Origin of the sequence: Actinoplanes regularis (assembly GCF_900188005.1) — a bacterium.
GTDB classification, from domain to species: Bacteria; Actinomycetota; Actinomycetes; order Mycobacteriales; family Micromonosporaceae; genus Actinoplanes; species Actinoplanes regularis.
The window spans coordinates 94,796-115,752 of the sequence record NZ_FZNR01000018.1; the positions used below are offsets into that span (position 1 = coordinate 94,796).

At 70.2% G+C, this 20,957-nt stretch carries 20 protein-coding genes; 10 read left to right on the top strand and 10 right to left on the bottom strand.

What is annotated here, in order from left to right:
* Window positions 1–8: 8 nt before the first annotated feature.
* Entirely contained in the window at window positions 9–1,631 is a 1,623-nt protein-coding gene (locus CHC09_RS33825) for a carboxylesterase/lipase family protein (protein ID WP_089297334.1), read from the top strand.
* 5 nt (window positions 1,632–1,636) lie between these two features.
* Here the strand turns inward: CHC09_RS33825 and CHC09_RS33830 are convergent, their stop codons facing one another.
* On the bottom strand, window positions 1,637–3,052 hold the full coding sequence (locus CHC09_RS33830) for an FAD-dependent monooxygenase (protein WP_089297403.1): 1,416 nt from the start codon (window positions 3,050–3,052) through the stop codon (window positions 1,637–1,639).
* Window positions 3,053–3,116: 64 nt separating this feature from the next.
* On the opposite strand from CHC09_RS33830, the gene CHC09_RS33835 reads away from it, so the two are divergent.
* A complete protein-coding gene (locus CHC09_RS33835) occupies window positions 3,117–3,767 on the top strand; it encodes a TetR/AcrR family transcriptional regulator (protein WP_239138639.1) in 651 nt (216 codons plus the stop codon).
* Here CHC09_RS33835 and CHC09_RS33840 read toward each other — a convergent pair.
* Complete coding sequence (locus tag CHC09_RS33840; protein WP_089297336.1) at window positions 3,712–4,338, bottom strand: TetR/AcrR family transcriptional regulator; 627 nt, start codon at window positions 4,336–4,338, stop codon at window positions 3,712–3,714. The two genes, CHC09_RS33835 and CHC09_RS33840, sit on opposite strands and share 56 nt — an antisense overlap.
* 67 nt (window positions 4,339–4,405) lie before the next feature.
* Here CHC09_RS33840 and CHC09_RS48030 point away from each other — a divergent pair, with 67 nt between their 5' ends.
* Window positions 4,406–5,875, top strand: a complete 1,470-nt coding sequence (locus CHC09_RS48030) for an alpha/beta fold hydrolase (RefSeq protein ID WP_179277398.1) — start codon at window positions 4,406–4,408, stop codon at window positions 5,873–5,875.
* 13 nt (window positions 5,876–5,888) lie between these two features.
* Here the strand turns inward: CHC09_RS48030 and CHC09_RS33850 are convergent, their stop codons facing one another.
* The 3 genes from CHC09_RS33850 to CHC09_RS33860 are packed head-to-tail and all read right to left on the bottom strand — an operon-like array spanning window position 5,889 to window position 8,728.
* The gene (locus tag CHC09_RS33850) at window positions 5,889–6,344 is read right to left on the bottom strand and encodes an FMN-binding protein (protein ID WP_089297337.1); all 456 of its coding nucleotides are present in this window, start codon (window positions 6,342–6,344) and stop codon (window positions 5,889–5,891) included.
* Window positions 6,345–6,362: 18 nt separating this feature from the next.
* Window positions 6,363–7,760: a ferredoxin reductase family protein gene (locus CHC09_RS33855; protein WP_089297338.1), complete on the bottom strand. Its 1,398-nt coding sequence runs from the start codon at window positions 7,758–7,760 to the stop codon at window positions 6,363–6,365.
* Window positions 7,761–7,816: 56 nt separating this feature from the next.
* Complete coding sequence (locus CHC09_RS33860; RefSeq protein WP_089297339.1) at window positions 7,817–8,728, bottom strand: alpha/beta hydrolase; 912 nt, start codon at window positions 8,726–8,728, stop codon at window positions 7,817–7,819.
* Window positions 8,729–8,841: 113 nt separating this feature from the next.
* On the opposite strand from CHC09_RS33860, the gene CHC09_RS33865 reads away from it, so the two are divergent.
* Window positions 8,842–9,348, top strand: a complete 507-nt coding sequence (locus tag CHC09_RS33865; RefSeq protein WP_143232752.1) for a GNAT family N-acetyltransferase — start codon at window positions 8,842–8,844, stop codon at window positions 9,346–9,348.
* A gap of 135 nt (window positions 9,349–9,483) precedes the next feature.
* Here CHC09_RS33865 and CHC09_RS33870 read toward each other — a convergent pair whose 3' ends face one another.
* The gene (locus CHC09_RS33870) at window positions 9,484–10,134 is read right to left on the bottom strand and encodes a DUF4360 domain-containing protein (protein WP_089297340.1); all 651 of its coding nucleotides are present in this window, start codon (window positions 10,132–10,134) and stop codon (window positions 9,484–9,486) included.
* A 449-nt stretch (window positions 10,135–10,583) separates the two neighbouring features.
* On the opposite strand from CHC09_RS33870, the gene CHC09_RS33875 reads away from it, so the two are divergent.
* Window positions 10,584–11,228 carry a DUF4360 domain-containing protein gene (locus CHC09_RS33875; RefSeq protein WP_089297341.1) on the top strand — a complete coding sequence of 215 codons (645 nt, stop codon included), beginning with the start codon at window positions 10,584–10,586 and terminating at the stop codon, window positions 11,226–11,228.
* Window positions 11,229–11,297: 69 nt separating this feature from the next.
* On the opposite strand, the gene CHC09_RS33880 is transcribed toward CHC09_RS33875, so the two are convergent.
* Both CHC09_RS33880 and CHC09_RS33885 read right to left on the bottom strand, forming a co-directional pair.
* Complete coding sequence (locus tag CHC09_RS33880) at window positions 11,298–13,643, bottom strand: transketolase-like TK C-terminal-containing protein (RefSeq protein ID WP_203833287.1); 2,346 nt, start codon at window positions 13,641–13,643, stop codon at window positions 11,298–11,300.
* 33 nt (window positions 13,644–13,676) lie between these two features.
* On the bottom strand, window positions 13,677–14,885 hold the full coding sequence (locus tag CHC09_RS33885) for a trans-sulfuration enzyme family protein (protein WP_089297343.1): 1,209 nt from the start codon (window positions 14,883–14,885) through the stop codon (window positions 13,677–13,679).
* A gap of 114 nt (window positions 14,886–14,999) precedes the next feature.
* Between CHC09_RS33885 and CHC09_RS33890 the strand changes: the two genes are divergently transcribed.
* On the top strand, window positions 15,000–15,515 hold the full coding sequence (locus CHC09_RS33890; RefSeq protein WP_089297344.1) for an Lrp/AsnC family transcriptional regulator: 516 nt from the start codon (window positions 15,000–15,002) through the stop codon (window positions 15,513–15,515).
* Between the two features lie 63 nt (window positions 15,516–15,578).
* Complete coding sequence (locus CHC09_RS33895) at window positions 15,579–16,079, top strand: hypothetical protein (RefSeq protein WP_089297345.1); 501 nt, start codon at window positions 15,579–15,581, stop codon at window positions 16,077–16,079.
* Between the two features lie 202 nt (window positions 16,080–16,281).
* Here the strand turns inward: CHC09_RS33895 and CHC09_RS33900 are convergent, their stop codons facing one another.
* Window positions 16,282–17,145 (bottom strand): hypothetical protein, encoded by an 864-nt coding sequence (locus CHC09_RS33900; RefSeq protein WP_089297346.1) that lies wholly within the window; start codon window positions 17,143–17,145, stop codon window positions 16,282–16,284.
* A 679-nt stretch (window positions 17,146–17,824) separates the two neighbouring features.
* On the opposite strand from CHC09_RS33900, the gene CHC09_RS33905 reads away from it, so the two are divergent.
* Window positions 17,825–17,962, top strand: coding sequence for a hypothetical protein (locus tag CHC09_RS33905; RefSeq protein WP_179277399.1), 138 nt, complete (start codon window positions 17,825–17,827; stop codon window positions 17,960–17,962).
* Between the two features lie 328 nt (window positions 17,963–18,290).
* Here CHC09_RS33905 and CHC09_RS33910 read toward each other — a convergent pair whose 3' ends face one another.
* Entirely contained in the window at window positions 18,291–19,664 is a 1,374-nt protein-coding gene (locus CHC09_RS33910) for an RNA-guided endonuclease InsQ/TnpB family protein (protein WP_203833274.1), read from the bottom strand.
* Between the two features lie 16 nt (window positions 19,665–19,680).
* Between CHC09_RS33910 and tnpA the strand changes: the two genes are divergently transcribed.
* Complete coding sequence (gene tnpA / locus CHC09_RS33915; RefSeq protein WP_089297347.1) at window positions 19,681–20,097, top strand: IS200/IS605 family transposase; 417 nt, start codon at window positions 19,681–19,683, stop codon at window positions 20,095–20,097.
* Between the two features lie 337 nt (window positions 20,098–20,434).
* Entirely contained in the window at window positions 20,435–20,938 is a 504-nt protein-coding gene (locus CHC09_RS33920) for a hypothetical protein (protein WP_143232753.1), read from the top strand.
* Window positions 20,939–20,957: the final 19 nt, after the last annotated feature.

The window sequence follows — 20,957 nt, forward strand, 5'->3', positions numbered from 1 at the left end:
TGCCGAGTATGTCTAGTCGAGAGCTGGTAAATTCCACCACGACACTCCGGCCGACAAAGGCGTATCCGGGGCGGATTCTCGCCCTCGTGGCCCTGGCCGTCTGCGCCACCGTGATCGGGCCGCCGGCCACCGCGAGCGCCGCCGCCGACCCCTCGATCGTCACCACCGAGACCGGCACGGTGCAGGGGGTGGTCGCCGCCGACCGGCGCACCTTCTCCGGCATCCCGTACGCCGCCCCACCGATCGGGGCGCTGCGCTGGAAACCACCCCAGCCCGCCCCGGCCTGGGCCGGAATCCGGGACGCCGGCGAGCCGGGTGCCCCCTGCGCGCAGCCGAACGTGCCGAGCAGCAGTGAAGACTGCCTCTACCTCAACGTCACCACGCCGCCCGTCAGCAAGGGCACCCGGCTCCCCGTGCTGGTCTGGATCCACGGCGGATCCCTCACCACGGGCGCCGGCAGCTACTACCCGGCGACCCGGCTGCTGGCCGCCGGCCCCATCCTGCTGGTCACCGTCAACTACCGGCTCGGCGCGCTCGGCTTCCTGGCGCATCCGGCCCTGGACGACGGAGCGGCCAAGTCCGGCGCTTACGGCTTCGCCGACCAGACGGCCGCCCTGCGCTGGGTGCGGCGCAACATCGCCGCGTTCGGCGGGGATCCCGGCAACGTCACGCTCGCCGGTGAGTCGGCCGGCGGCGGCAGCACCTGCGCGCAGCTCGTCTCCCCCGCGGCCGCCGGCCTGTTCCAGCGAGCCATCATCCAGAGCGCACCCTGCGTCAACGCGACCGCGCTGCCCTGGTGGAGACCGCTCGCCCAGTCCGAGAGCCTCGGGTTGCGGGCAGCGGCGACGTTCGGGTGCGCCGACGCGGCGACCGCGGCCGCCTGCCTGCGCAAGGTTCCGGTCGCGACCCTGCTCGCCGCGGCCACGCCCTCCTCCCAGATCGCGTTCCCGCCCGGCATCGGTGGTGACGTCCTGCCGGAGGACCCCGGCGTGGCCGTCTCCTCCGGACGCTTCAACCGGGTGCCGGTGATCCACGGCGGCACCCGCGACGAGCACCGCCTCTTCGTGGCCCTCCAGGAATTGAGCTCCGGCCGGCCGATGTCCGCCGACGACTACACCACCATGCTGCGGACCACGTTCGGCACCGACTCCGGTGCGATCCTGGCGCGGTACCCGCTGTCCAGGTTCGGCTCGCCGAGCCTGGCCGCGGCGACGGTCCTCACCGACGCCGGCTGGTCCTGCCCGGCGCTGCGCACCGAGCAGGCGTTCGCGAAATGGGTCCCGACGTTCGCCTACGAGTTCGCCGACGCGAACGCACCGGTGTTCGCGGGCACCGAGTCGGTGAGCTTCCCGCAGGCCGCCTACCACGCGGCCGAACTGCAGTACCTGTTCGCCGGCCCCGTCTTTCCCGACGTGCTGAGTCCCCAGCAGACCCGGCTGTCGCAACAGATGGTCCGCTACTGGGTGCGGTTCACGACGACGGGGACGCTCGCCGGCGCGGGCTCACCGGCGTGGCCGAGGTTCTCGCCCGGGTCCACTCAGGTCCTGTCCCTCGCTCCGGGGGCAGGCGGTATCAAGGGAGCGGACCTGAGCGCTGCGCACAACTGCGCCTTCTGGGCGCGGTACCCCTGATTCCGCTATGCCCTGACCCGGGCCGGGCCGAACCAGGTGTGCAGCGCCGGCTCGAGCGGCCCGTCCCCCTCGGCCCAGGCGATCACCCCGTCCGGCCGGACCAGCATCCGCCGAGCACCTTCGACCTTCTTGAGCTGGTCGTCGTAGCCCTCCACCTCGGCACCGACCAGCAGGCCACGACCGTCGGCGAGCTGGGTGGCCAGCTCCGGGGTGATCTGCTCGGGCCGGCCGTGCAGCCCGGCGATGCTGTGCGCGAGATAGGTGGTTCCGTCGGTGGTCGCGGCGAGATCCGCGACCACGCGGCGTAGCGCCCGGGCGTACGGATCGGGTCGCATGATCGCGATCTGTGCCCGGGTCCAGTCGAGTACTCGGGCTCCGACCGGGTGACGCTCGACCGTGTACGAGTCGAGCAGCCCCGCCGGCGCCCAGCCGCGCACCTCGGCGGCCAGCTTCCAGCCCAGGTTGACGGCGTCGCCGATCCCCAGGTTCAGCCCCTGCCCACCGAACGGCGAGTGCACGTGCGCGGCGTCCCCGGCGAGAAGCACCCGGCCTTTGCGGTACGTGGACGCCTGCCGCGCGTTGTCGGTGAAGCGCGTTGCGGTGAGCACCTTCCGGACGGTGACCTCGACACCCGTGACGTTGCGGATCGACCGCTGCAGCTCGGCGGCGCCGATCTCCCCGCCCCGGTCGGCGGGCGCGCCGTCGAACTCCACGGTCAGGATCCGCCCGGGCGTCGGGCCGTGTGCGTAGACGCCGGTGCCGGTCGCGTTCCACCCCGGGAGCAGGGACTCGGCGCCGTCCATCTCGACGATCGCCTGGTGCCCGGTGATCTCGGGATCGGTGCCCGGGAACTCGAAGCCGGCCGCTTTGCGGACCACGCTGCGGCCACCGTCGGCGCCGACCAGCCAGCTCGAGGTGAGCACTCGCCCGTCGGCGAGCCGGACGCGTACCTGATCGGGATCCTGCTCCACACCGGTCACCTCGACACCGCGCCGGACCTCGACGCCCAGGCCGGCGACCCAGTCGGCCAGGATCCGCTCGATCTCGGGCTGCGGCACCATGGACACCGTGCCGGCCTGGCCGGTGGGTCCGGCGGCATCCGGATCGATCCGGTCGGCCTGGAGCATGATCCCGGCGAAGTGTCCCGCGAATCGCGGCGGTTTGGCGCCGGCCGGGATCCGGCCCTTCATGTACTCCAGCACCTGGAGCATCGCCCGCTCGTGGGCGGCCCGCAGCCGCGGCAGCAGGCCCCGCCGTTCGAACGCCTCGACGGTCGGCACGTTGACCGACCCGGCCTTGATCGTCAGGTCGGGCTCGGTCAGTCGCTCGGCCACGAGCACGGACACCCCGCGCAGCGCGAGCTCGCCGGCGACCATCAGCCCGACCGGCCCCGCGCCGGCCACCACCACGTCGTAAGTCATGCGAGTCAGCATGGAGGAAAACTTTTTACCCGGTCAATATTTGAATCCGGTATACGATAGGCCGGTGACAGGGTTGCGCGAACGCAAGAAGCAGGAGACCCGGCAGCGCCTGGCCGACCTGGCGACGGCGATGTTCATCGAGCGGGGCTTCGACAACGTCAGCGTGGCCGAGGTGGCCGAGGCCGCCGGAGTGTCCAAGGTGACCGTCTTCAACTACTTCCCGCGCAAGGAGGACCTGTTCTTCGACCGCACCCCCGAGTTCGCCGAGCTGCTGACCTCGGCGGTGCGCTCACGGGACGCGGAGACCACGCCGCTGGCCGCGATCCGCGAGCTGGTGCTCGGCCTGTTCGACGCGCGCCACCCGATGGCGGGCTTCGCCGAGGCGGCGCCGCTCTTCTGGAACGTCGTGCTCAACTCGCCGGCGCTGCGCGCCCGGGCCCGCGAAGCGGTCGAGGAGCTGGAAGCCCTGATGGCAACACTGTTCACCGAGGCGTACGGAGCGCCGGCCGCCCGGCTGACAGCGGCCCTCACGGTCGCGGCCTGGCGAACGGCGTATCTGACCGGTGTCCGCCGGGTGATGGCCGGCGAGCGGACGGACGATTTCCTCGCGGAGCAACGCGCGTGGACGGTCGAGTGCTTCGCGGCGGTCCCCGAGCCCGCTATCGCGGGGCGGCTCCCGGGTCCCGCACCGCACCGGCCCGGACAGCGGCCATGACGCGCGCCGCGCTGAGCCCCGCCAGGTCGTCGGTCACCGGTTCGCCGCTGACGTACATCCGGTAGTAGAACGGCGCGGCCAGCATGCGGATGACCTCGTCGGCGCAGGTGTCGGCCGGGATCTCGCCGCGCTCGACCGCCCGCTCGACGACGACGGCGGCCCGCCGGATCCGGGCCTGGATCGTCTCGGACAGCAGCAGGCGGGAGCCGGGCTCACGGATCGCGGTCATGATCAGGGCGTCCATCCACGGCCGGTGCACGGGGTGCCGGTGCAGTCCGACGATGATCCGGCCGACCGCGGCGAGATCGCTCTCGAGCGCACCGCTGTCCGGGATGGGCTGCTCCACGGTGATGTCGTTGACCAGGTCCTGGATCAGGCCGTCGAGGTTGCCCCAGCGCCGGTAGACCGTCGAGAGCGCGACGCCGGCGCGGGCGGCGATCTGCTCGATCCGGGTGCCGGCGTACCCCTTCTCGGCGAGCTCCGCCATGGCGGCCTCGAGGACCGCCGCCCGGGTGCGCGCGGTCCGCCCTCCGGGCCGCCGCACTCCCTGCAAACGAGAATGGTCTTGCATTAGCGATCTCCTCCTGTCAGGCTCGCCATGCTAACGCAAAGCGATTCCCGTTAGGAGTGACTCCTTCATGAGCTCGATCGAGGTCGCCCAGATCGCGCACCGGTTCGTCGACGTGAACGGCGTCCAGGTCTTCTACCGCGAGGCCGGGCCGCGCAACGCTCCGGTGCTCCTGCTGCTGCACGGATTTCCGTCCGCGTCCCACCAGTTCCGGCGCCTGTTCGACGTCCTCGGCACCCGGTACCGGCTGATCGCGCCGGACTACCCCGGCTTCGGGCACACCCGCGCGCCGGCGGACTTCGACTACACCTTCGACCGCCTCGCCGACGTCATCGAGGGCTTCGTCCGGGCGATCGGGCTGGACCGCTACGCCCTCTACACCTTCGACTTCGGTGGTCCCGTCGGACTGCGCCTGGCCCAGCGCCGGCCGGAAGCCGTCGCCGGCCTGATCGTGCAGAACGCCAACGCGTACGCCGAGGGGCTCTCCGACCTCGCCCAGGGCATGGTCGCCAACCGGCCCGGGGTCGACGGCGCCGAGGATCGGGTCCGGGAGATCCTGGTGCTGCCGGTGACCCGTGGCCAGTACGAGGACGGCACCACCGACCCGGCCCTGGTCTCCCCGGACAACTGGACCCTCGACCAGCACTTCCTCGACCAGCCCGGCCGCAAGCAGGCCCAGGTGTCACTGGCGCTCGACTACCACTCCAACGTCGCGCTGTACCCGCGGTGGCAGCGGTGGCTGGCCGAGCACCGCCCGCCCGCGCTGATCCTGTGGGGCCGCAACGACGCCTTCTTCCCCGAGGCGGGTGCGCACGCGTACCGGCGCGACCTGCCCGACGCCGAGGTGCACGTCTTCGACACCGGCCATTTCGCGCTGGAGGAGCGGTTGCCCGAGATCGCGCCGCTGATCGGCGACTTCCTCACCCGTACCTGGAAAGGGCCTTGCTTGAAGCTCGCGGTCATCGGCGCGTCCGGCAACCTCGGCGGCGCGGCCGTCCGCGAGGCGGAGGCTCGGGGCCATCGGGTCACCGCCTTGCGCCGTGCCGATGTGGACGTGACCGATCCCGCCGCGATCGAGCGGGCCGTCGCCGGGCACGACGCGGTGATCGTCTCCGTCAAGGGGCCCGACCGGCTCGTACCGCGCGCCGCGCGGGCCCTGCTGGAGGCGTTGCCGTCGAGCGGCGTACCCCGGCTGATCTTCCTCGGTGGCGGTGGCAGCCTCACCTCGCCGTCGGGGCAGCGGTTCGTCGACCTGCCGGCGTTCCCCGCGCAGTACCGGGAGACCGCGCTGGACCAGGCCGCGGCGCTGGACCTGCTCCGCGCCGCCGGAGCGGCGGTCGAATGGACCTACGTCAGCCCGCCGCCCGTGCACCTGGTGCCCGGCGACAAGACCGGCGAGTATCGGGCCGAGGCCCAGGACAGCCCGGTTCTGGACGCCACCGGCGAATCCCGGGTCACCGTCGGTGACTACGCGTCGGCCGTCATCGACGCGGCCGAGCGGCGCACCTTCGTACGGCAGCGGTTCACCGTCGGGTACTGACGTCCCGGGGCGGTCAGGACAGGTTGGCGGCGTCGAGGGCGGACTGCAGCGACCGCAGGTAGCCGTCGCTGGTGACGGTGGCGCCGGAGACGGTGTCGATCTCCGCGTTCTGCGCCTGCAGCGTCTCCCGGGTGAGGATCGGCAGCGCGTAGGCGTTGATCTCCTGGTCCCGGCCGTTGTCGTTCGGGTAGACCGGCACCCGCACGTCGGTGATCTTGCCGTTGGTGACGGTGATGCTGACCTGGACGTCGCCCCAGCGGGTGGCGGCGGTCGATCCGGTGTAGGTCTTCGCACCCGAACCCGAGGTCGACCCGGTCGAACTCGAAGGGCTCGGGGTGGCCGGCCCATCGCTGTCCGGCACGGCGACCGCGGCCACGCTGCCGACCCCGCCACCGGTGCTGGTGCGGTAGGAGAAGAGCAGTACCAGGGCGACGACCGTGGAGAACAGCCACAGGGTGATCTTGCGCATGACGGGGGCCCTTCTCGGTTACCAGGAGAACAGTTCGGTGTGCAGGTTCTCGGGCGCGACACCGGCCTCGCGGGCGGCGGTGCGGGCGGCCTTCGTCCAGGCCTCCGGCCCGCAGACATAGACCTGGGAGTACGCGATCCAGGGCGCCAGCCGCCCCAGGGCCACGGCGTCGCCCTGCTCGGCGGACCGGGCGGGCAGCCACGACGGCCGGTCCGCCCGGCGGCCGAGCAGGTAGATCACCCGGACGCCCCGCTCGGCGGCGAACCACTGCAGCTCGGCGCGGAAGGCGATCTCGTCCTCGCCGCGGGCCCGGTAGATCAGGGTGGCCTCGCCCGGCGCGTACGGAAGCTCGCCGAGCAGCGACAGCAGCGGGGTGACCCCGATCCCGCAGGCCAGCATCACCACCGGGCCGCCCCGGTAGGTCTCGCCGGTGAGCTTGCCGTACGGGCCCTCGATCAGCGCCCGGGTGCCCGGCTCGAGCGCGGCGATCCGGGCGCCGGCGTCGCCGAGATCCTTCACGGTGATCCGCAGTTCGTGGCCGTACGGGGTGGCCGACAGCGAGTAGGGGTGGGCGCGCGTCCAGCCCGGGCCGTCGAGGAACCGCCACTGGAAGAACTGCCCGGCGCGCACCGGCAGCCGGCCGAGGTCACGGCCGGTCAGATAGACCGAGGTCAGGCCGGGTCCCTCCGGCACCACGCGGTCGACCACCAGGCGGTGCCGCAGGCTGCGCCACGCCGGCAGCCCGATCCGGTAGGCGAGGACCGCGCCGGCCGACACCGCATACAGCGTCCACCAGTACGCGGTGGCGGCCCTGCTGGCGAGGAAGTCGGCACCGGTCCACAGCTGGTGCGGCAGCGCCAGGCCGACGCCGGCGTACGCGTAGAGGTGCAGCAGGTGCCAGGCTTCGTAGCGCAGCCTGCGCCGCGCGACCCGGATCGAGGTGACCACGACCATGGTCAGGGCCAGGGTGCCGGCGGTCGCGAGCAGCATGCCCGGGTAGGTCCAGATCATCTCCCACAGCTCGCCGAGCAAGCCCGGGGAGTCCGCGCCGGTGTAGCCGGCGGTGATCAGCACGATGTGCGCGACCATCAGCCAGAACGACGCGAAGCCGGTCCAGCGGTGCCAGCGGGCGAGCCGGTCCTGACCGAACGCCCGCTCCACCATCGGGATCCGGGACATCAGCAGCACCTGCAGCAACAGCAGGTCGGACGCCCAGAGCCCGGTGAGCCGCCCGGCCGCCGTGACCATGGCGGCGCCACCGGAGGTGATCTGCTGGACCCCGCCGTTGCCGACCCACAGCGCGGTGACGATCAGCAGGGTGACGCCGGCCGTCACGCCGCCCGCGTCCGGCCACCAGCGCGGGGTGGCCGGCAGCCGGTCACCGGCGGCGGGAGCGGGAAGGGCTGTCGTAGTCATGCCCCCAAAGATCAAGCGGCATGCTGAGAATTCGAGGCGTCAGCCCTGTGCCCGACCTATGCGGTCCCTGTGAGCTCGGCGGCCGCCAGGTGACGATGCAGGAAGGCCGCGGCCGCGTCGGCGGCGCGGCTGACATACGGCTCGACGTCGTAGAAGTCGATGTGCCGCTCGGCGTCGAACCAGTGGATCTCCTTCGGCCCGGTCGCATCGTCGTGGACGGCCTCGGCGAGCTCCGGCGCGCAGTAGGCGTCGATCCGGCCGTGCACCACCAGCAGCGGGGTGTCACCGAGCAACGGCGCCGCCCCGAGCGCGTCGAACGTCATGAGCGAGTGCAGGGATCCGTAGGTGACCCGGTTCTCCCAGTGCGCGGCGGCGGAGCGATCGGTGCCGTAGTAGGCGAACGGCTCGTCGCCGCCCATGGCCGCGGTCGCGCCGCCGGGAGCGACCGCGGGCAGCTCCTCGTCGTAGCGCTCGATGAAGGAGGCGAGCGCCCGGCGATAGCCGCCGGGGTCGTTCGCGGCGAAACGGGCCGGGCTGTTGTACGCGCCCGCGATGCCCACGACCGCGCGGATCCTCGGGTCGGTGGCGGCCGCCCGGACCGCGTAGCCGCCCCCGAGACAGATTCCGGCGATCCCGATCCGGGTGGCGTCCACGGCCGGGTGCGCGGCGAGCAGGCTCACCGCGGCCCGCAGATCGGCGAGTTTGCCCTGGCTGTCCTCGTGCGCGCGACGGCCGCCGCTCTCACCGAAACCGCGGTGGTCGAGGGCGAGCGTGGTCAGGCCGCGCTCGTGCAGCCGCGCCGCGTACGTACCGGTCACCTGTTCCTTGACGCCGGTGAACGGCCCGGTCAGCACGACGGCGGGCGCCCCGGGCGCGGCCACCGCCAGGCTGCCGACCAGCTCGACGCCGCCGGCGGTGAAGGTGACCCGCTCGGCACCGGTACGGATCTGGAGTTGTTGCTCGGACATGCCCCCGCGTTCCTTTCGACGTCCATCGTTGGCTCGACGCTAATCCGCGGCGCGCTCGCCGGCCAGCGCACTATTCGGATGCGGGCGCCGGGCCGTCTGACGAGAATCGCGGCGTGTACGTACGATCAGCTCGCCTGGAAGACCTGCCCGCCCTGCGGGACATCGAGCGCGCCGCCGGGCAACCGTTCCGGGAGATCGGCATGCCCGAGATCGCCGAGGACGAGCCGCCCTCGCTCGAGGTGCTCGCCGGATACCAGCGGGCCGGGCGCGCCTGGGTGGCGCTCGACCCGAGCGGCGTTCCCGTCGGCTACCTCATCGCCGAGCCGGTCGACGGCAACCTCCACATCGAGCAGGTGTCGGTCGATCCCCGCTGGGCACGCCGGCGGATCGGCCGACGGCTGATCGAGCACCTGGCGGAACACGCCCGGGCCGCCGGCGTGCCGGCGCTGACCCTCACGACCTTCGCCGACGTGCCGTGGAACGCGCCGTACTACCGTCGGTGCGGCTTCGCCGTCCTCGACGACGAGGCGCTCACCCCGGGCCTGCGTTCGATCTGCGAGGAGGAGGCCGTACGTGGGCTCACCCGCTGGCCGCGCGTCTGCATGAGACGAGGGTTGTGAACCCGGGCGTCGAGTCGGCGGAACGGCGCTGAGCGTGCCGCCGGCCGGTTCCGTTTCCCCTCGACCGCCGGAACCCAGCGGCCGAGGGGAAACGGAAGGCCGTCGGCACGCTCAGTGCCGTGATATCGGATCGAGCTAGTTCGGACACCGCTTCCAGGCGAAGTGGTAGACCGTCTCGATGCTGCCGTCGGTGGAGTCCATCGTCAGGTAGCTGACGTCGGTCGAGGTGCCCTTGGCGACCCGCAACTCGGTATTGATGTTGAGGTTGCGCATCTCGCCGCAGGGGTGGAAGACCTGCGCCGCGATGGGCACGTCATCGGTGGCGATCCAGTTGTCGTCGAGGGGCGCCGTGATGGGGTGGTTCACGTAGGTGCCCTGGGTCATGCCCTGGAAGTAGTAGTTGGCACGCTGCTGGGCGACGGCCCCGCGCTGCAGGAATCCGTAGCCGCGGTAGTCCACCTTGGCGATCGCGAAGGTGAAGCCCTGCGGAACGTGGACCAGCACGTTGAGCTGGCAGTTCTTCCGGTTCTCGGTCACCGGGATGCCGGGGCCGGCCTGAGCCAGGTATTCGCTATAGATGGCCGTGAATGCCTTATTGTCGGGCGAGACGGCTACCGCGGCGGTTCCTGGCGCGCAGCCCGAGCCTGCCATGGCGACGAGATCGATAACGATGTGATCGGTCGGCGGATCGTCCAGAATGCTACGAGCGGAGGCGGGCGACGCGGCGACCAGTAACGATGCGAGGAATGCGAGCGCGATGAAACCGCGCGGTAAAACTTTTTTCACTGAGACCCCCTCAATGTCGCGGACTTGGGGCGTCACGTTATTGACGGTCGTCAATGAAAGTCAACGGGTCCGGCCTTCACAGGGAGGACTCTTGTTACCAGTCGGGAAAGAGGGCCGTACACCATAAATCGGATTTGATCGCGCAAATCAAGCAAGTTTAAGTCCGATTTAACATCTTTTACCACTATAGCATTCAGCCCTCCCGGCCACCTCGCACCCCGAGCACGCTCGCCGCACCGACAACTTAGCCGAGATTGATGAATATTAATGCTTGCGGGCCGTGCGGTCGCGCCACTAGCGTTGTCGCGAAGGCAATATTGATCAACACCGAGGCAGTGGCAACAGCTCGCTTGAGTGATTCCAAATCATGAAGATTTCGAGTCCACGTTGCCGTGCTGACACACGCCTAACGTCCTGACAAGCGCGTCTGCGGTCGGAGGAAGTTCACGATGAAAAACTTGTTAAATATTAAGTACGCGGTGGCGGCGGTGCTGAGTCCGGCCCTCGCCATCCCGCTCGGCGCACCCGCATACGGCGCATCCGCAGCGGGCGCCGAGACCGCGGGAGTCGTCACCGTCGAGGTGATCGCCGCCAATGGTTCCGGATGCGCCCCCGGCACCGCCACGGTCACCGGCAACGCCGACGACACGGGCTTCCGGGTCCGGTACCGCGACTTCCTCGCGGAGGCGGGCGGTGACGCCTCCGCGACCGATCGCCGCAAGAACTGCCAGGTGAGCGTGCTGGTGTCCATCCCGTCCGGCTGGACGATCGCCATCGCCGAGGCGACCTACCGCGGCAGAGCCAACCTGTACTCCGGCTCCTCGGGCCTGCACCGCACGACCTACTACTGGCAGGGATCGTCCCAGAGCGACTCCGTCAGCCAGACCTTCACGGGTCCCCGCAGCGACTCCTGGTCAACCACACAGGTGGCAGGGGTGCTGCACTACCAGCCGTGCGACACCCAGAGCGTCCTGAACATCAACACCGAACTGCGGGTGGACGCCGGCACCTCGACCCGGAAGAACAGCCTGTCGATGAGGACCAGTGACGGCGACGTCGACACGCTCTTCAACTACAGCCTGACCCCCTGCTGAGCACGAGCCGGCACCCGGCGATCCTCGCGGCGACGTTCGCCGCGAGGATCTTTGCCTGCTGGGACCCGGTCAGCGACCGGCCATGGTCAGCGCCGCGTCGATGATGGAGCCGGTGTCGATACCGTGCAGGCGGTAGGCATCGGCGAGCCCGGACGACTGGCCGAACATGGTGACCCCGAGACTACGGATCCGATCCCCGCGGGCCGCGGCGAGGAACGCCAGCGTGTGCGGATGGCCGTCGTGGACCGTGACCAGCGGCGCGGGGTACTCGGCGGGGAACAACTCGTCCAGAATGCCGCTGCCCAGGCCGGCGTCCCGGCTGTCGCGCTGCTGCAACGAGCGGAAGACGAGATCGGGGCTGGTCAGGCAGACGACGCCGGCCCTGACCCCGTGACCGGCCAGGGACTTCGCCGCCTCGAGGACCTCCGGCATGATCGCGCCGACACCGACGAGGGTGACATCCTCGTCCCGTGGGAGGTGATCGGCCGGCAGCCGGTAGCCGCCGGCGACGGCCTGCCGGCGACGGCGCTCCCGCAGCGCCGGGTCGTCGGGCACCCGGGCAAGCTCCGGGTTCATCGGGCGGGTGGAGAGCCGGAAGTAGGCCGACGTGCCCCCTTCGACACCGACCTGGCTCATCGCGTGCAGGAAGCACCACTCCAGATCCTGGGCGAACGCCGGCTCCCACGCGACGCAGCCGGGCTGCTCCAGCCCGATCGACGGGGTGGTGATCGACTGGTGCGCTCCGCCCTCGGGCGCCAGGGTCACCCCGGACGGGGTGCCGACCAGGATCGACTGGCCGCCGGCGTAGATGCCGTAGGACCAGGGCTCGAGGGCCCGGGAGACGAACGGGTCGTAGATGGTGGCGATCGGGATGAGCCGCTCACCCCAGCGCGACCACGTCACGCCCAGCTCGCCGAGCAGCGAGACGAGGTTGACCTCGGCGATCCCGAGCTCGATGTGCTGACCCTTGCTGTCCTCGCGCCAGCGCAGCACGCGCTCGGCGTCGTCGGCGAACCAGTCGTGCCGGTCCTCCACCGACCACACGCCGGTCTTGTTGATCCAGCCGCCCAGGTTGGTGGACGAGGCGACGTCCGGCGAGCAGGTGACCACCCGGGCGGCGGCCTCGGGGGCGTCCCGGGGCAGGTCGGCGAGGAGCCGGCCGAGCGCGGCCTGGGTGCTGGTGGGCTTGCGGTAGCCATGCCCGAGCTGCGCCGGCAACGCGACCGGGGCGGTGGGCGTGACAGGCTCACGGCGCAGCGCGCCGCCCCGTTCCGCGCAGAGCCGGCCGGCGGCGGTGTCCGGCTCGAAACGCTGCCACGGTGTCGCCCGCTCCATGCCGGAGGTCACCGCGAGGGCGTCCATCTGAGCGGCGGAGAGCAGCGCGGAGTGGTTGCTGGGGTGCCCCTCCGTCGGCAGGCCACGGCCCTTGACGGTGTAGGCGAACACCACGGTCGGGCGGTGCGGATCGACGCTACGGAACGTGTCGACGAGCAGCCCGAGGTCGTGACCGCCGAGGTCGCGGACGGCGACGGCGAGGTCGGCGGGCGCGATCTCGTCCAGCAACGCCTTGAGCTGTGGCGCGTCGGTGCCGCCCGCGCCGCCGGCGAGGATCCGCTCGGCGATCTGCGCGGGACCGACCCGCAGCATCCGCTGGTACTCCTCGTTCGGCATCGCCTCGAGCCGGGCGCGCAACGCCGGCCCGCCGGGCCGTTCGAACAGGCGGGAGATGACCCGTCCCCACTTGAGGACGACGACCTGCCAGCCGGCGGCGGCGAACATGCCCTGCAGCTTGGCGATCTGGATGTCGGGGACGACCCGGTCCAGGGACTGCCGGTTGAGGTCGACCACCCAGAGCAGCTCGCCCATCTTGGCGACCGCCGGGTCCATGACCGCTTCCCAGATCGCCCCCTCGTCGAGCTCGGCGTCGCCGAGCAGGCTGACGAACCGTCCACCGGCGGGCGCGCCGGGGAACCGGGACGAGACGTAGCGGTGGGCCATCGCCGCCCACAGCGCGGCCGTCGCTCCGATGCCGACCGAGCCGGTGGAGAAGTCGACCGTGCCGGGGTCCTTGAGCCGGGAGGGGTACGACTGCAGGCCGCCCTTGGCGCGCAGCAGCGGCAGGTACGACTCGTCGAGGTCGCCGAGCAGGTAGTTGATGGCGTGCAGCACGGGTGAGGCGTGCGGCTTGACCGACACCCGGTCCTGGTCGGTCAGCTCGGCGAACCAGAGGGCGACCATGATGTCGACCATCGAGGCGCTGGAAGCCTGGTGGCCACCGACCTTGACCCCGGAGTCGTTGGGCCGGCCGGCGTTGGCCGCGTCCACGATCGATGCCGACAGCCACAACACCCGGCGGGCGATCTCCCGCAAGACGTCCACGTCGGGAAGCGTAACGGGCGTTGTCGCGGGCGGCATGTCGTTCATCGGCTTCTCCGGGGTCGTTCGGTTCTAGCGGGTCACGAGCACGGACGCGCTCGGCACCCGGACGGTGGCGGCGAGCGCCCGATCGAGATCCTCGATCAGGTCGTCGATGTGTTCGAGGCCGATCGAGAGCCGCACCAGGTTGGCGGACGGGCGGGCCTCCGGCGCGACGGGCCGGTGGGTCAGGGCCGCCGGGTGCTGGATCAGGGAGTCGACGCCCCCGAGCGAGACGGCGTGGGTGAACAGCCTGGTTCCGGAGGTGAGCCGGCCGGCGGCCTCGAATCCGCCGCGCAGGGCGACCGAGACCATCGCCCCGGTGCCGCGCATCTGCCGGGTCAGCAGCCCGCGGGGGTCACCGTCGAGGCCGGGGTAGAAGACCTGCTCGACGGCCGGGTGCCCGGTCAGCCACGTGGCGAGCCGGGCCGCGTTGTCCTGCTGGGCGCGGACCCGCAGCGGCAGCGTCGTCAGCCCGCGGTGCAGCAGGTAGCCGCCCAGCGGGTGCAGCAGGCCGCCGGTGACGGCCCGGACCTGGCGCAGCCGTACCGCGGCCTCCTCGTCACAGGCGATTGCGCCGGCGACCACGTCGCCGTGACCGCCGAGGTACTTCGTCGCGCTGTGCAGGGCCATCGTGGCGCCGAGGGCGACCGGGTTCTGCAGGACCGGGGTGGCGAAGGTGTTATCGACGAGCACCGGGACCGGCCCGGCCTGGGCGACCACGGACGCGATGTCGACCAGGTCCAGGGTGGGGTTGGCCGGGGTCTCCAGGATGATCAGGCCGGTGTCGGGCCGGATCGCGGCGCTGACGCCCGCCTCCTCGCAGAAGGTCACCTCCGCGCCGAGCAGGCCGGTGGCCAGCAGGTGGTCGGTGCCGCCGTAGAGCGGCCGGACGGCCACGACGTGGCGCCGGCCGACCATCGTCGTGTGCGCCAGGATCGCCGCGGTCATCGCCGCCATCCCGGACCCGAACGCGACCGCGGTGTCGGTGTGCTCCAGCTGTGCCAGCGCCGACTCGAAGCGGGCCACGGTCGGATTCCACAGCCGGGCGTACACCGCGCCGCCGTCCGGCAGGGGGTAGCCGCCGGTGGCCATGGCCTCGTACGAATCACCGCCGCGAAGGAGGTCCGGAAGCGGGTTCGTCGACGAGAGGTCGAGAGGCAGGGCGTGGACGCCGAGCGCGGTGAGATCCTCACGGCCGGCGTGCACGGCAACCGAGTCGCTGTGCAGAGGGCTGGTCATGGCCCACAGGTTACGGAAATCACAACAGTTTCATAGACTGTCTGTGAAACCTGCAGCAATATCCACTGATCCTGTGTTTTCAAGTGAACGACGAGCGTGTTAGGGCCGATCACCTTGAGGAATGCGCAACCGCCGGCGCGACGCGACAGCGACCCCGCGAACACCCTCGATCACGTCGACCGGCAACTGCTGATCGCCCTGACCGAGGACGCCGGCGTGACCAACAAGGCGCTCGCCGGCCGCCTCGGGCTGGCCGAGTCCACCTGCGCCTACCGGGTCCGGGCGCTGCGCGAGGCCGGCATCATCACCGGCACGCGGATCCAGCTGGACCTGGCCCTGCTGGGATATCCCCTGCAGGCGATCATCATGGTGCGGCTGGGCAGCCACACCATGGCCAACGTCAACCAGTTGTACGACGCCCTGGCGGCGACCCCGGGTGTCGTCCAAGCCTTCCACGTCGCCGGAGCCGACGACTTCTACCTGCACGTCGCCGTGGAGAACGCGGAGGCGCTGCGCGACTTCGTGCTGCAACACGTCACGAGTCACCGGGTGGTCCGGCAGACCGAGACCCACCTAGTCTTCGACGTACGCGGCGGCGCGGGCGTGCTGACCGCCCCGCCCGGGAGATAGACGGCCGTCGTCTACGATCGGCTGGTGCGGGGACCGGGCAGCGTCAGACGGACGAGCTCCGGGATGTCGGGCCTGAAGCTCGACGTCGCCGGTCGCGGCCGGCCCGATCTGGCGGTCCACATGGCGGCGGGCGGCCGTCTCCTCCTGCGGCAGGGCGACCAGCCGGTTCTGCTCGCGAAGGTGTTCACCGACTACTCGGGAGTCGAATACCTGGTCACCGACCGTTTCCGATCGCCGATCGCGCCGCTGCGGGCCTCGCAGGCCGCGGCGATCGCGGACTCCGGCAACGAGAACAGCGGCGAACGGTGGGCGCACCACTTCGCCTCCGCCCTGGAGTCCGCGCTGGGCCCGCTCTACGACGGTTCGTGGCTCCTCGACACGCGCCACACCCGGCTCGAGCACTCACCGTGGGGACCCGTGGCGACCCAGCCGTGGACACGGCGGTTGCTCGCCGAGAACCCCTGGACGCTGCCGGGAGGCGGCGCCGCCTGGGACGCCATCGCTCAGGCACATGCTCCCGGCTGGTTCGACCTCGTCAAACAATTCATCGACAACGAGCGCTGACTGCGCTACCCTGCGCCGGCGGCTTCAACCGACTGACCGCCCACACTCATCGCCGCGAGCACCAGCGGGACGCTCTCCTGCGCGGACGCGGGTCCCAGCACTCCGGCGCCGGGACCGGTCGTGCCGGGCGCGTAGCGGTGTGCCGGGCGCGTCGAACGTCTCCTGCAGCGCGCCGCGAAGGGCAGCAGCGGCGGGGAAGGCGTTACCAGTTGGCCTTTCTGAGGTTCTGCATGGCGGTCTTGGCGAGCGCCCTCAACTGGACCGCGTCGTTGATTTCGCGGTCGAAGGTGGCGGTCACGAGATTCATCGACACATTCTTGTAGGCGACGACGAGGCTCTTCCCGTACAGGCTCACCGAGGTTGGGGTATCGCCCTCGACAGCGAACGTGATGGTGTAATCCATCGCGACCGAATGGTCACCGAGTTGCGGCATCCACAGCGGAGTCATGGTGAGGGTGATGGGGGCGCGGTGAAAATCAGGGCACCGCAGGAGGATCCGCTCGGTGCGGCGGACCTCGTCACGGGACCGCGCCCGGCCGAGGTCGGCCAGGGACTGCAGCACGAGCGAGACCGGCTCGCCCTCCTTCACGAATGCGGCGATCGCGACCGGGACGTGGCTCGGCTCGGCCCTGGTCTTCTCGGACCAGAAGTTCAGCAGGGGCCCGAGGCCAGCGATGGACGGCAACAAATCGCTGCTTCTGCCCTTGTCCGGGGCGTTCGGTCCAGATGCTGCGGGCTGCGGTGCGTTGGCCGCCTTGCGCAGCAACGCGCACGGATCGCCCCCGACAGTGGCGGCGTCGTACTGCGACGACAACAGGCTGCCGAGTTCCCTGTCGCCCATCGCGAGTAACGGCGACCAGTTGGCTTTCGGCAACTGGCCCTCGGTGAGAAGCGCGCCCTTCAGCCGCTCCGGTTTGACATCGTCCGCCCCGGCGGGGGCCGCCACGGCGCTCGTGGACGACCGCACGTCGGCCACGGACACCGAGAGGCCGGCCGCGAGCGTGACCACCAACGCGACTGGAATGGCGGTGGCGAGCTTGACCGTCCTGATTTTCCTGATTCCCATTACCCAAACGGTAGGCGACCCCTTTCACGAAGTCAGCGGGATCATAAAGGACGGATTTTTTCGGTAAGCGCAATTCACATTGATTAATCGATTCCGAGCCGCCGGGCGATGTCCAGCAATTCCGGCGACCCGGCCCCGAGGGCACGGTCAGCCGTTGAAGACCTCCCATTCCAGGTCCAGGCGCCGCAACGGCCGCAGGAAGGCGGGGTGACCGGAGCATCGGCGAACGCCAGACCACCGAATGTCGCGTCGAGCGCGGCACGAACAGCATGAGAAAGCCGTGCAGCGGCTCCCGCTCGGCGACCAAGCCGTCGCCGAGACCCTCGTAGTAGACCGCCGGGTTCACGCCCGCCGCCTCGAACAACAGCCGGAACACCCCGTCGCTCTCCTGGCCGAACGCCACGAGTCCATCCGCCCGATCACGACCGGTACGCGAGCTCGGGTAGAGGAACACCGAGCCGCAGTGCTCCGGTGTCCGATGGAACCGGCCCAGCGCTGGCGACACGATGCTGAGCTCGCGGGACGGTTCCGTGTCGGGGAACCAGCCCGCAGCGAACCGCTCCATCGCGCCCAGCGGGTCGTTGGGAAGCAGGTCCAGCCAGCTCAGGCTGGGCGGATCCGGAGCGGGCGACGTCGGTCGCACCCGGTCCAGCAACCCGTATTCTACCTGCACGTCGCCGTGGAGAACGCGGAGGCGCTGCGCGACTTCGTGCTGCAGCACGTCACGAGTCACCGGGTGGTCCGGCAGACCGAGACCCACCTGGTCTTCGACGTGCGCGGCGGCGCGGGCGTGCTGGCCACCCCGCCGGGCCGGTAGCCGCCGCCTACGATCGGCTGATGCGGGAGTCGGGTGGCGTGGGGCTAAATCTCGAAGTCGCCGGTCACGGCCGGCCCGGGCTCGCGGTCCACATAACAGCGGGCGGCCGTCTCCTACTGCGGCAGGGCGACCAGCCGGTTCTGCTCGCGAAGGTGTTCACCGACTACTCGGGAGTCGAATACCTGGTCACCGACCGTTTCCGAGCGCCGATCGCGCCGCTGCGGGCTTCGCACGCCGCGGCGATCGCGAACTCCGATGAGGAGAACCGCGGCGGGCGGTGGGCACACCACTTCGCCTCCGCTCTGGAGTCCGCGCGGCAGAGCCCGCTCTACGACGGTTCATGGCTCCTCGACACGCGCCGCACCCGACCGGAGTACTCACCGTGGGCCTCCGTGGCGACCCAGCGGTTGCTCGTCGATAACCCGGGCGAGATCGACTGGTTGACATCCTCTCCGCCCTGAAGGACGGAGATTCCCTCCACGCTGCGCGTGGACCGCGCGGCGTCCGGGTGGGTTACCGCTTCACCGCGCGGTGCCGGGACAAGTCCTGGTCTTACCCGCACTCGACGGTCGTTTAGCCTGTCCGCCTGCCCAGCGGCCAGGATGTTGATGGCGGCGTTGACGTCCCGGTCATGGGCTGCTCCGCACGAGCAGTCCCACGACCGGACGTTCAACGCCATCTTGTCGGCGACCCGGCCGCATGCCGAGCACATCCGGGTGGACGGAAAGAACCGGTCCACCCGGGAGAACGTGCGCCCGTACCGGGCCGCCTTGTACTCCAGCATGCCGGTGAAACCGGACCATCCCGCGTCGTAGATGCTCTTGGCCAGCCGGGTCCGGCCGAGACCGGCAACACAGAGATCCTCTACGTACACCGCTTGGTTGTCACGGATGATCGCCGTGGACAGCTTGTGCTGCCAGTCACGCCGGGTGTCGGCCACCCGCGCGTGCGCGCGAGCGACCTTCACGGCGGCCTTTCTCCGGTTGGCCGATCCCTCCTGCTTGCGAGAGAGAGCCCGTTGCAGCCGCTTGAGTTTGCGGGCGGCGCGCCGCAAAAACTTCGGTGCGGCCACCTTCGTGCCGTCCGACAGGACAGCGAAGTGCGTCAGCCCGAGATCGATACCGACCTCTGTGTCGACCTGGGGCAGTGTCTCGTCGTCGGTCGTGGTGACGACGAACGAGGCGAAGTACCGGCCGGCCGCGTCCTTGATGACAGCCACGGACGATGGGTCGCACGGCAGGGTCCGTGACCAGCGCACCTGAAGGTCGCCGATCTTCGGCAGCCGCAGCCGGCCGTTGCCGAGAATCTTGAACCGGGAGTTCCTGGTGAACCGGATGGCCTGCCGGTTGTCCTTACGCGAGCGGAACCGCGGCGGGGCGATCTTGGGGCCCTTGCGTTTGCCGGACAGCGAGTCGAAGAAGTTGCGGTACGCGGTGTTCAGATCCGTCAGGGCCTGCTGCAACACGACGGCTGACACCTCGCCCAGCCAGGCACGCTCCGCAGTCAGCTTGGCCTCGGTGATGACCCGCTTCGACAGATCACCATCGGTGATGTACTTCTCGCCCGCCCTACGGGCCTGCCGGCGCAGCCGCAGCCCATCGTTGAACACCACCCGCGCGCACCCGAACGCCTTGGCCAACTCGGTCCGCTGACCCGGCGTCGGGTAGACCCGGAACTGGTAACGCAGCCGCACGACCAGCACAGTATCATGTTGGTCTATGGAGGATGTTCACAGCATTCGTACAGGTAGACACTGCGTTTTTGCGATGCATGTCCATTTGGTTTTCGTGACGAAATTCCGGCACAAGGTCTTCGACGACCGGCACCTGACCCGGCTGCAACAGATCATGCGGGACGTCTGCGCCGACTTCGAGGCCGAACTGATCGAGTTCAACGGCGAGAACAACCACGTGCACCTGCTGGTCAACTACCCACCCAAAATGGCCGTGGCCCGACTGGTCAACAGCCTCAAAGGCGTCTCCTCACGCCGCCTACGACAGGAATTCCCCGACCTGGCCCACCACTACTACCAGGCCAACAAGCTCTGGTCAGGCTCATACTTCGCCGGATCCGTCGGCGGGCCACCACTGAGTGCCGTCAAGCAGTACATCGAGCAGCAGAACCCTCCCGGTTAAGGCCCTGCTCGGGCCTTGGCGGCCCTCCCAGCGCGGGCCTTCACCCCCGGCCTGACGGCGCCCAGGCGCATGCTCCCGGCTGACACGACCGCATCGAGCAATTCATCGACATCGAACGATGACTGGAGCCGGCCACGCCCGCACCTCCCAGGATCACCGTCGAGCGGGTGGGATGTCCTGTTGTGCTTTACTGCGGAATGTGAGGAAGTCGGTTGGTTTGGCCCTCGGGCTGGCGTTGGTGCTGGCCGGGGCCGGTGCCGTGGCTGGTCGGCGATGGTGGCATGACCGTCCGCCGTACGGGCCTGAGGTACTGAACGCCCGGGCAACGCTTCAGCTCGTGGACCAGGCGACCGCGGACGCCGCGCTCCAGCCGGTCAACGCCAGCGTGGCCGGTGACGGGGACCAGATCTTCCTCGGGCGGGTCGCGTGGGACCGGCCACCGCACCCCCAGAAGGACGGTTCCTTCCGCATCGTCCTGCTCGACAAGCGCAGTCACCTCCTGCCCGGCTTCATCGCCGTGACGTCGGCCGAGCCCGAGGACGTGAGCACGGGGACGGATGGCGCCCTGGACCAGGCTCAGAAGCGCTATCCGTGGCTGCAAGGCGTCGGCGTACGGGAGATCGACGGGTCTTATTGGAGCTCCGGCAGCACTGTTTTCGTGGGGTCGGTGGACGCCTCGCCGGTGACCTTTCAGACCGTGCTCCACCCGGCAGATCCGGAGACACCGCCCGAGCAGCAGATGGTGGCCACGGCGCCCGCGGCGGTGGAAGACCTCATGGTCGCTCTGATCTGTGTCGGACCCGACGGGCAGGTCTATTGGGCTCAACGGCTGCTGCACTGACGCTCGGCTACCAACACGC